Here is a 10,066-nt window from a genome sequence, read left to right on the forward strand (position 1 = left end):
CGTCCAGAACGGCCCCCCCCCCCCCCCCCCCCCCCCCCCCAAAAAAAAAACCCCAAAACCCCAGCCGGGGTGGAAGCAAACAAAACCCGAGCCCCCCCCAAGAGGAACGGCCCAAAACCCCCCCCCCCCCCACCCCCCACCTCCCTCGGACCGCGTCCCGGGCAGCCCGAGCGGGCGCCACTGCGGCACTGCGGGCGGGCCCGGAACCGGGGGCCGGGGCAGGCCCAGGTGCTCGCGCAGCGTGGCGCCCGGGTGGAAGCGGCGCAGCAGCCCGCGGTGCTGGAGCAGCGGCACCGTGCCGTTGACGAGGCGTTCCAGGTCCCGGGCCGGGCTCAGCGGCCGGATGTGGAAGCCGTCGACGGCGCCGTCGACGTGCCAGGCACCCATCAGGTCGGCCAGGGCACCGGGGCCGCCCGCGTGGGTGGGGCCGTGCCGGGGGTCCCTGACGAGGACGGGCTCGGCACCGAGCCGTGCGGGCGGTTCGGCGTTGCCGAGGTCGACGGCCACCTCGGCGAGCACCAGCAGGCGTTCCGGGTTGCGGCCGTGCTCGGCGGCACGCGCGCGAAGGGCGTCCCGGGCGGCCCCGGCCGTCCACCGGTCGGCGGCACGGACCAAGGCGACGTCGGCGTGACGCGCGGCGGTCTCCACCCCCTGCGGTGTGACGGCGCGTACGACGGTCACCGGGTGCCCCTGCGGGGGCCGGGGAGCGGCCGGACGTACGTCGGCATGCGGCAGGGGGTCGTGGCCGTGGCCGGCAAGGCGACCCGCGGCCCCGGCTCCCGCCCCGCCGTCGCCCCCGTCTCCGTCGGCTCCCTCGCCCCCCTCGTCCTCGACTCCGTCGCCCCAGAGCCGGACGACGGTGGCGGCCGCCTCCGCCGCCGCCCGCCACCGCTCGGCGGCCGGACCCGCCGCCGCTCGCCGCCCGCCGGCCCGGCTGCCGCCCACGTCCTCGGGGACCCCCGCCATCCATCCGGCACGGCCGCCGCTGATCCGGTCCAGGGTGGCGACCGCCGCCGAGATGTGGCGGGGCTCGGCACGGGCGGTGGAGACGGCCGGCACCAGGCCGATGCGGTCCGTGGCCGGGGCGACCCGGGCCAGCGCGGCGAGCGCGTCGCAGCAGTCGGGGCCCTCGTCGAGGGTCACGAAGTCCAGTGCGCCGCGCTCGGCGAGCCGGGCCAGGTCCACGGGGGCGGACACGGACGCCGTGTCCTGGCCCCGGCCGTCGACGGCGGCGGCCAGGTGCAACGGGCGGGTGGGGGCGGGCATGGGGTGGGTGCCTCCGGGTCGGTGGACGGATACGGCGGAACGCGCGGGGAGTGCGGGGGGCGCGCGTGAGATGCGGGCGGACCGGGCCCTACGCGCCCGGACAGGCCGTGCCGCGCAGGAACGACAGCAGCGCGCGGGCGGTGGCGTCGTTCTGCCGGAACGCCGGCCCGTTGGTGCGCGGCCGGGTGAAGGCGCCCGAGGCGCGGGCGTCGGTGTGCGGCCCGAGGGCGAAGCGCCTGGGGTGCGGGCGGCCGGAGCGGTCGATGATCCGCCCGTCGTCGGCGGTGACCGCCAGCAGCCCGGCCGGGGTGGCGGTGGCTCCCGCGCCGTCCCCGTCGCCGCCCGCGTACAGCGAGCGCAGCAGGGGGTCCCGGGTGCGCTCCAAGGTGGGCTCGGGCAGCCGGGCCTCCACCAGGGCCCGCGCCTCGGTGACCGCGCCGGGCACACTGGGGCTGCTCGCCCGGAACACCCCGCGCACGGGGTCGGCGGCGATCTCGGTGTCCGCCCCGAGGAAGCGGACCACCCCGGCCCGTGACAGCGCGAGCAGTTGCCGCAGCCGGGGGGCGGGGGGCCCGGAGGCGAGGAGGCTGAAGAAGCCGTGCCACCACGGGCCGACGTCGCCGAGCCGCAGCATCTGCCCGTACACCGACAGCAGTCCGAGGAAGACCGCCAGGTCCGGGCTGCGCGCGGGGTCGTGGCGGCGGTCGAGGTCGGCCTCGATGCGTCCGCGCAGCGCTTCCTGGAGTTCCTCCGGGCGGTCGAAGCGGAGCCCGGAGAGCGGGGAGTCGAGGGCGTCGAGGTCGAGGCGGTCGGCCGGGTCCGGGACGGCGGACGCGGCCAGGGCCGCCAGGTCCGCGTCGCCGGGTCCGGCGGCCGCGTACTTCTCCTCGAAGTCCGCCCAGCTCATGGCGGTGCGCTCGGGGTGGACGGCGAACAGCCGGTGGTAGTGCGCGAATCCGAGTTCCTTGGCGACCGACGGCCACACGTCGCGCCGGAAGTCGGGGCGGCCGGGCCGGGCCAGCACCTCGTCGACCTGGGCCGGCCCGAAGAAGCGGGGCAGCGGCGGGGGTTCGCCCTCCCATGTGTAGCCGATCTTGGAGTGGTACGGCACGCCGCGCCGCGACCCGACGTGCAGCACGGGCTCCCGCCCCGAGGGGCGGTACGTCAACGCGCCGCCGGCGCCCTCCTCGTAGCGTCCGCCGCGTCCTTCGGTGAGCAGCACCATCAGATCGACGAAGGCGAGCCCGAGGCCGCGTACGAGCACCGGCCCGCCGGGCGGGAGCGCGCCCAGGTCGCTGTCGGCGGTGAACTCCGGTGGCAGGTACGTCAGTCCGCGCTCCGCGGCGAAGGCGGCCAGGGCCTGCTGCCCGGGGTCGGCGTCGAGGTGACCGAGGGCGAGCACGACGAGGTCGGCGGGCAGGGGCCGGTCGCGGCCCTCCAGCCGGACGCTCTGGCGGCCGTCGCGGGGGCCGGTGACCCGTACCGCGCGGTGCGGATGGATGTGCAGGGTGATCCCCGGCGGCAGCGCCGCGGCGGCCCGCTGGAGGACCCAGGCCAGGTAGGCGCTCTGCAGGCGCCGGCTGGGAAAGCTGCGGGGGGTCAGTGCCGCCGTCTCGGCGCGCGTGTGCGCGTCCAGGCCGGTGGCGGCGAACTCACCGCCGCGGACCCCGGCGGACCACTCGGCGAGCGAGGGCCCGGGGCGGATCGGCCCGGCGGCCTCGACGGTCTCGTCGGTGAACATCGTGACGTCCTCGGCCATGGAGTTCATCCACAGCAGCGGGGACTGCTCACTCCGCCATATGCGGCCGCCGCCCGGCGGGAACGGGTCGACGAGATGGAGGTCGAGCGGCGTGCCGTCGTACAACTCGGCGGCGTTGGCGGCGATCCGTTCCAGCAGTCCGGTGCCGCGCGGACCGGCACCGACGATGACGACCGACAGTGCCGAAGCGGACGAGGGAGAGGCGGCGGGGACATCAGGCATGCGCGGGCTCCGTGGGCACGCTCGAAGAAGCTCGGTGATGCCTTCACGCGACCGCGTCCCTCAACGCGGGGGCCCCTGGCCCGCCACGAGGCTAAGCCCCGCGCGGCGGCAGGTGTCAAGCACGTCCACATGCCGGGCAGCCCGCCCGGTCCGGTTGACGGGTCCGACGCACAACTGTTCCACTGTCACCATGCGCACATGCCGGCTGGTCATCCGGGGCCACATCGACTTCGGTCGGGTGTGGTCGGCGTCCTGTTGCCGCTGACCTGGCAGTTCCGCCCCGCACCTCGATGCTGCCGGCGGCTGCCCTGACGGCTTCTCAGGCCTTCGCGCGCCTTCCCTCCCTCACGCGTCCAGCAGTAGCGACACGTTCAGCAGTCGCACCCACAGCAGTCACAGCCGTCACAGCAGTTGCAGCCATCACAGCAGTCGCCGCACCCGGAGCAGTCGCAGTCGCAATGGGAGCACCAGCCCTCGCGCCGCTTGCCGGACCACGGGTCCTCGTAGTGGTCCCGGCAGCAGATCTGGCACGTGCAGCACAGTGCCGACCACACCGCGCACCCGGCGAGCAACCCGCGCCCCGGACCGGGCCGGTGCGGGGGTTCGGGGGTGAGCCAGGGTGACGGCGACGGCTGTCCCGGGCCCGCGGGAGAGTGCGCGCACGACCCCCCGAAGGCACGCTCCACCGAGCGGCGCAGTTCGTGCGCCAGCAGTTCGTGGGCGAGCCGGCCGTCGGTGAACTCCGCGTCCCGCAAGGCCAGTCGTACGCCGTGCACGGCGTCGTCGCACAGCCGCCGGGCCTCGTCCAGGCCGGTGCCGGTGGCCGCCAGCGGGTTCCAGGCGCCCGCGGCGGCATCCGCGTCCAGGTCCTCGACGGCGTCCAGCAGATGGGCCAGCCGGCCGAAGAGGCGGCCCGCCTCCTCCAGCGGTGCGCGGTTGCCGGGCCGTCCGGCCAGCACCGCGGTGTGCCCGAAGGCCGCGGCCGTCGCGGTCTCGGTGGGCTCGGTGACGGTCAGCAGCGGGGTGCCGGGGCCCGCCGCGGCCTCGATGGCGGTCTGCCGGCCGACGGCGTCCACCAGCACCGCGGTGTCGAAGCCGAGTGCCGATCCGGTCGCGGCGCCCGCGCGGTCCCAGCGCCGGGCCACCGTGCGCGCCGCCGCGGCCATCGGGCGCCGGGCCAGCAGTCCGTCGCCGTCGGCCACGTGGTCGCGCATCTTCGCCGAGGCCAGCACCAGGGACACCGCCGCGGCCAGCCGCGCGCCCTCCCCCTTGGCGACCGGCGCGGTCCGCATGGCCCGCAGCGGGCACGGCCCGGCGGTCCTGCGGGACACGGCGGCCCGCTTCCCCGCGCCGTCGCCGTCCCAGATCTGCGCCTCGACCAGCACCGAGATGATCAGGCCGTCGTAATTGGTGGCGGCGCGGGCCAGTTGCCCGTGGTCGTCCCGCAGGGCGAGGCAGAGCCCGCACAGGTGGGCCAGCCAGGAGGTGCGCAGATTCTCCGGCAGCCGATGCCGGCACGGCCTGACGATTCCGAACATCGCTTCCCCCACACGTCTTGTGTCGCGATGGACCACCTCATCGGCTGGTCATGTTATACGTCAGCCGATTCGGCTATCCGGCCGTGCGCCGTCACCCTCGCGGGCGGGAAACTTTCCGATGATCCGTCAGGTGTCCGTATCGCCTGCGTCAACCGGGTACTTCCGGGCAGATTAATGCACCAGGTATGTCACGAATCCCCTCCCTGCCGGGTATCCACTTGGCGCATCCTCCGCATCATGGACGACGATAGGGATGCGGACGGCAAACTGACCGTGTGTGAGAGAGGAGGCGTCCATGGGTTCGGTACGACGCGCGAGCGCCTGGCTGGGCCTCGTCGACGACAACGGCGGCGAGGAGTACTACGACGAGGAGTACGCCGACTACGGCGAGGGCGCCGAGGCGTCCCCCGGCGACTCCTGGGTCACCGACCCCCGTGTGCGCGTGGCCTCCGAGTCGGCGCAGGAACAGGGGCGGCGCATCGCCACGGTGACCCCGGACGGCTTCCGGGACGCCCGCGGCATCGGCGAGCTCTTCCGGGAGGGCGTCCCGGTCATCGTCAACCTCACGGCCATGGACTCCGCCGACGCCAAGCGCGTCGTGGACTTCGCGGCCGGTCTCACCTTCGGCCTGCGCGGTTCCATCGACCGTGTGGCCAACCGGGTCTTCCTGCTGACCCCGCCCGACTACCTGGTCGTCAACGCCGACAGCAAGCGCGGCGGCGACGGCTTCTTCAACCAGAGCTGAGGCCGCTCCGGGGCGCCCCCGCCCCCCGGAGCCGGCCGCCCCGGGCCCGTCACCGGAAGGCGTCGAGGCCCGTGAGCGCCTTGCCCAGCACCAGTTGATGCATCTCCACCGTGCCCTCGTAGGTGAGCACCGACTCCAGGTTGGTGGCGTGCCGCATGACGGGGTACTCCAGCGAGATCCCGTTCGCGCCCAGGATCGTGCGGGCCGTGCGGCAGATCTCGATCGCCTCGCGGACGTTGTTGAGCTTGCCGAAGCTGACCTGCTCGGGCCGCAGCGTGCCCGCGTCCATCCGCTGCCCCAGGTGGTGCGCGAGCAGGATGCCCTTGTGCAGTTCCACCGCCATGTCGGCGAGTTTGGCCTGGGTGAGCTGGAAGCCGCCGATCGGCCGGCCGAACTGCTCGCGGGTCCGCGCGTACTCCAGCGCCGCCTCGAAGCTGCTGCGGGCGGCACCCATCGCGCCCCAGACGATTCCGTAGCGGGCGTGGTTGAGGCAGCTGAGCGGCCCGCCGAGGCCGGTGGCCCCGGGGAGCACCGCGTCGGCGGGCAGACGGACGTCGTCCATGACCAGTTCGCTGGTGACCGAGGCACGCAGTGACCACTTGTGGGTGATCTCCGGCGCCGAGAAGCCCGGGGCGTCGGTGGGGACGGCGAAGCCGCGGATGCCCTCGTCGGTGCGGGCCCAGACGACGGCCACCCCGGCGACCGAGCCGTTGGTGATCCACATCTTGCGGCCGCTCAGGACCCAGTCGGAGCCGTCGCGCTTGGCGTGGGTGCGCATGCCGGCCGGGTCGGAGCCGTGGTCGGGCTCGGTGAGCCCGAAGCAGCCGATCACCTCGCCGGCCGCCATCCGCGGCAGCCATTGCTGCTTCTGCTCCTCGGAGCCGTAGCGGTGGATGGCGTACATCGCCAGCGAGCCCTGGACCGAGACCAGCGAGCGGATGCCGGAGTCGGCCGCCTCCAGTTCCAGGCAGGCCAGGCCGTACTGGACGGCGGTGGCGCCGGCGCAGCCGTAGCCGGTCAGGGACATCCCCAGTGCCCCGATCGAGCCGAGCTCGCGGGCCAGTTCGCGGATCACCGGCAGTTCGCCGCGCTCGTACCACTGCGCCACGTGCGGCAGCACGCGGTCGGCGGCCCAGGCGCGCACGGTGTCCCGTACGGCGCGGTCCTCCTCGCCGAGCAGGTCGTCGAGCCCGAGCGGGTCGTACGGGTCGAACGGCGGCTTTCCAGCGGACATCGTCGTCCCCTCCGGTGATCACGGTGCTTCACGCCCGAAGCTACTTGCGCGGCGGTGCCGGGTAAAGACCCCGCTCCCGGCTCAGCGGGACGCCTCCACCGTGGCCATCACGTGCTCACGCGGCGCGGGGACCCCGGCGGACGCGGAGGGCGTCGTGTGCCGGGCGGCGCACTCCATGCGGCGCGGCAGCCGCAGCGCGGCCACCGCCCCCAGCAGGAGCAGCGCGGCACTGACGACGAGGGTGATGTGCATGCCGTGCACGAAGGCGTGCCGGGCGGCGTGCCGCAGGGAGGCGCCCGCGGTCCCGCCGAGGCGGTCGGAGACCTCGTAGGCCTCGCCGAGCGACTTCCCGGCCGCGGCCCCCGCGTCGGCGGGCACCCCGGGGGTCCGGGCGACGCCCGGCGCGTAGGCGGCGTTCATGACGCTGCCGAGCAGGGCGATCCCGAGGCCCGCCCCGAGCTGGTACGAGGTCTCCCCGATCGCGGCGGCGCCGCCGGCCTGCTCGGCCGGGGCCTCGCTCAGCATCGACTCGTACGCCGCGAACAAGGTGGTCTCCAGGCCGAAGCCGAGCAGCACGAAGCAGGTCGTCAGCACCCAGGGCCGGTCGTGCTGGCCCATGTGGGTGAGCCCGAGCACGGCGGCCGCGGTGATGACGAAGCCGCCCGCGACCATGGCCCGTGGACCGAAGCGGGAGAGCACGCGGGAGCCGAGCAGTCCGGCGCCCATGGCGGCGAAGGTCAGCGGCAGCAGCCGCAGCCCGGTCTCCAGGGGGCTGAGGCCGAGGACGAGCTGGAGGTACTGGACGGCGATGAGCTCCAGGCCGACCAGGGCGAGCAGCGCGAGGACGATGCACCCCACGGAGGTGCCGAACGCCGGGCGGCGGAACATCCCTATGTCGATGAGCGGATGCTCGCGCCGGTTCTGCCGCCGTACGAAGAGCACCAGCAGCAGGACGCCGCCGAGCAGCGGCACCAGCACCGAGGGCTCGTACACCGCGGCCCCGCCGCCGAGCCGCTTCACCCCGAGGATCGCGCCGAGCACACCGAAGGCGGCCATCAGCGCGCCGACCACGTCCCACGGGCCGTCCTGCGAGCCACGGGACTCGGGCAGCAGCCAGCGGGCGATCGGCAGGATGACGACCATCAGGGGGATGTTGATCAGGAAGACCGAGCCCCACCAGAAGTTCTCGACGAGGAAACCGCCGAGGACCGGCCCGACCGCCGCGCCCACGGCCGCGACGGCGCTCCACACGCCGATGGCCACCGCCCGCTCCCGGCGGTCCGGGAAGACCTGCCGGAGGATCGACAGCGTGGCCGGCATGATCATCGCGCCGCCGACGCCGAGCAGTGCCCGCGCCCCGATCAGGATCTCCGGGGTGGGCGCGAACGCCGCCACCGCGGAGGCCACGGCGAAGATCCCGTAGCCCAGCAGCAGGATGCGGCGTCTGCCGACGCGGTCGCCGAGGGTGCCGAAGAGGATCAGCAGGGACGCGGCGACGAGCGGATAGGCGTCGACGATCCACAGCAGGGCTATCGCGCTGGGACGCAGATCCTCGCTCACGGCGGGGACGGCGACGTGCAGCACGGTCGCGTCGAGCGCGACGAGCAACAGGCTGACGCAGAGGACGATGAGGACGGTCCAGCGGCTGACCGGCCTGCCGCGCCGGGGGACGGCGGCCGGCCCGAGGATGCCGGCCGAGGTCGTCCCTGTCATGTACGTACCTCCCAGCGGTGCGCTCGCGGTGCGGCCGGGCAGGACGATGGGGGACGGTCCCGGGGGAACCCAGCGACGAGGGCGAGTGAAATCGACACACTACGCGAGTCCCGGCGGCCGGTGGGTGGCGCGGGTCACGTTCCGACGTGGTCCCCGTCACGCCCGATTCCCGCACGTCGGACCTGCCGGACATGTCCGGCCGCCCGGTCCGGAGGCGACCGGAAGCGGCCCGGAGACGATCGGTGACCGACCGTGATCATGAACGGCGGGCAAACATTGCGACAACTCATGGGCAAAGCCTCGGATAATCGCCGATAAACCGGGAACGCGGAAATCGAACGCGGGATTTTCCATGATCGGACGAGGTGGCTTCCAAACGTGAAATCCAGGAGTTCGCGCATTTGGCTCAATGCATCCTGTGGGAGTACCTCCAATGGGTGCACTGAGACGCAGTCCACATCACATCGTCATTACGAAGGGGCTCTTCAGGCCGAACTCACCCATCACACGCTGTAACGTCGATTGAGTGCGTACCGATGACAAGCTTCGTCACCCGGCGGAGCCCGAGACAGCCCAAGCGCTCCCGCGCATGAGCCGAACACGCGGACTGCTGTTCGGTTCGACGCTGGTGGCGTATGTGGCCATCGTCGTAGCCGTGCTGACCACGTCCAAACTCGTGACCTTGGACTGGCAGGTCATGATGTTCCGGCCGTACAAGCAGTGGCCGCAGATCCACGCCTTCCTGGACTACTTCGTCGTCCTGGGCCAGCGCGGCCCCACCGCCGTGATCGTGGCGGTCTGGCTGGGCTGGCGCGCCTGGCGGCAGCGCACTCTGCACCCACTGCTGGTGCTGGGCACCTCGCTCCTCCTGCTGAACGTCACCGTGGGATCGGTGAAGTACGGGCTGGGCAGGCTCGGCCCGCACTACGCGACCACCGCCGGATCCGCCGAACTCTTCGCCGGCGGCGATATATTTCCTTCCGGCCACACCGCCAATGCCGTCGTGACCTGGGGCGTCCTCGCCTATCTGGCCACCACGCCGTGGGTCCGCCGGGTGACCTCGGTCATCGCGGCGCTGCTGGCCCTGGGGGTCGGCATGACCACCATCTATCTGGGCACCCACTGGGTCAGCGATGTGCTGCTCGGCTGGGCGGCCGGCCTGCTGATCCTGCTGGCGCTGCCCTGGTTCGAACCCCTGATGGCCTCCTCGGAGCAGTGGATCAGGAGCGCCTGGGCCCGCCGCCGGGGCACCGCCGTGCTGCCCGCCACCATCCGGCCGGCCAGCCCGGCCATGGCGGCCTCGCAGGTCACGGAGGACTCCGAGGCCGACCGGGACAGCCTGGTGGTCAGCGGCCGCACCCCGAACGCGGCGCCGGGAGTGCCCCACCACACGGTCCGTCCGCACACCACCCGCCATGAGCGCAGCCCGGTCACCCCGGCCGGCAGCCGCCGTCCGCCCGCCGAGCGCTCCGCCCGGCCGGGCCCGCTCGGGCAGAGCGGCGCGGGGCGCGGCCGCGGCACCGCCGGCTGACCCCGGCAGCCGCCGGTACGCACCCGGCGGTACTCCCCCGGCCTGTACGGCGATGGCC

Annotated in this window: 6 protein-coding genes and 1 pseudogene; 2 read left to right on the forward strand and 5 right to left on the reverse strand. The window is 73.8% G+C overall.

The features are described 5' to 3' along the window. The 3 genes and pseudogenes from ACFWVC_RS18495 to ACFWVC_RS18505 form a co-directional block, all read right to left on the reverse strand. A pseudogene (locus ACFWVC_RS18495) lies at positions 1 to 1,266 on the reverse strand (LLM class flavin-dependent oxidoreductase); the annotation flags it as partial. Positions 1,267 to 1,354: 88 nt separating this feature from the next. After that, entirely contained in the window at positions 1,355 to 3,247 is a 1,893-nt protein-coding gene (locus ACFWVC_RS18500; protein WP_384286489.1) for an FAD/NAD(P)-binding protein, read from the reverse strand. A 371-nt stretch (positions 3,248 to 3,618) separates the two neighbouring features. Further along, positions 3,619 to 4,785, reverse strand: coding sequence for a DUF5685 family protein (locus tag ACFWVC_RS18505; protein ID WP_384286491.1), 1,167 nt, complete (start codon positions 4,783 to 4,785; stop codon positions 3,619 to 3,621). Positions 4,786 to 5,080: 295 nt separating this feature from the next. On the opposite strand from ACFWVC_RS18505, the gene ACFWVC_RS18510 reads away from it, so the two are divergent. Beyond that, positions 5,081 to 5,530 (forward strand): cell division protein SepF, encoded by a 450-nt coding sequence (locus tag ACFWVC_RS18510; protein WP_384286494.1) that lies wholly within the window; start codon positions 5,081 to 5,083, stop codon positions 5,528 to 5,530. Between the two features lie 49 nt (positions 5,531 to 5,579). Here the strand turns inward: ACFWVC_RS18510 and ACFWVC_RS18515 are convergent, their stop codons facing one another. Both ACFWVC_RS18515 and ACFWVC_RS18520 read right to left on the reverse strand, forming a co-directional pair. After that, positions 5,580 to 6,764, reverse strand: coding sequence for an acyl-CoA dehydrogenase family protein (locus ACFWVC_RS18515; RefSeq protein WP_384286496.1), 1,185 nt, complete (start codon positions 6,762 to 6,764; stop codon positions 5,580 to 5,582). A gap of 81 nt (positions 6,765 to 6,845) precedes the next feature. Continuing rightward, positions 6,846 to 8,477, reverse strand: coding sequence for an MFS transporter (locus tag ACFWVC_RS18520; RefSeq protein WP_384286499.1), 1,632 nt, complete (start codon positions 8,475 to 8,477; stop codon positions 6,846 to 6,848). A 526-nt stretch (positions 8,478 to 9,003) separates the two neighbouring features. Between ACFWVC_RS18520 and ACFWVC_RS18525 the strand changes: the two genes are divergently transcribed. Further along, positions 9,004 to 10,008: a phosphatase PAP2 family protein gene (locus tag ACFWVC_RS18525; RefSeq protein ID WP_384286504.1), complete on the forward strand. Its 1,005-nt coding sequence runs from the start codon at positions 9,004 to 9,006 to the stop codon at positions 10,006 to 10,008. Positions 10,009 to 10,066: the final 58 nt, after the last annotated feature.

Origin of the sequence: Streptomyces sp. NPDC058691 (assembly GCF_042714775.1) — a bacterium.
Classification (GTDB): Bacteria; Actinomycetota; Actinomycetes; order Streptomycetales; family Streptomycetaceae; genus Actinacidiphila.

Bases quoted from the DNA above. Each gene is read 5' to 3' on its own strand.
- ACFWVC_RS18500 (WP_384286489.1), bottom strand. From the start codon at position 3,247: ATGCCTGATGTCCCCGCCGCCTCTCCCTCGTCCGCTTCGGCACTGTCG.
- ACFWVC_RS18505 (WP_384286491.1), bottom strand. From the start codon at position 4,785: ATGTTCGGAATCGTCAGGCCGTGCCGGCATCGGCTGCCGGAGAATCTG.
- ACFWVC_RS18510 (WP_384286494.1), top strand. From the start codon at position 5,081: ATGGGTTCGGTACGACGCGCGAGCGCCTGGCTGGGCCTCGTCGACGAC.
- ACFWVC_RS18515 (WP_384286496.1), bottom strand. From the start codon at position 6,764: ATGTCCGCTGGAAAGCCGCCGTTCGACCCGTACGACCCGCTCGGGCTC.
- ACFWVC_RS18520 (WP_384286499.1), bottom strand. From the start codon at position 8,477: ATGACAGGGACGACCTCGGCCGGCATCCTCGGGCCGGCCGCCGTCCCC.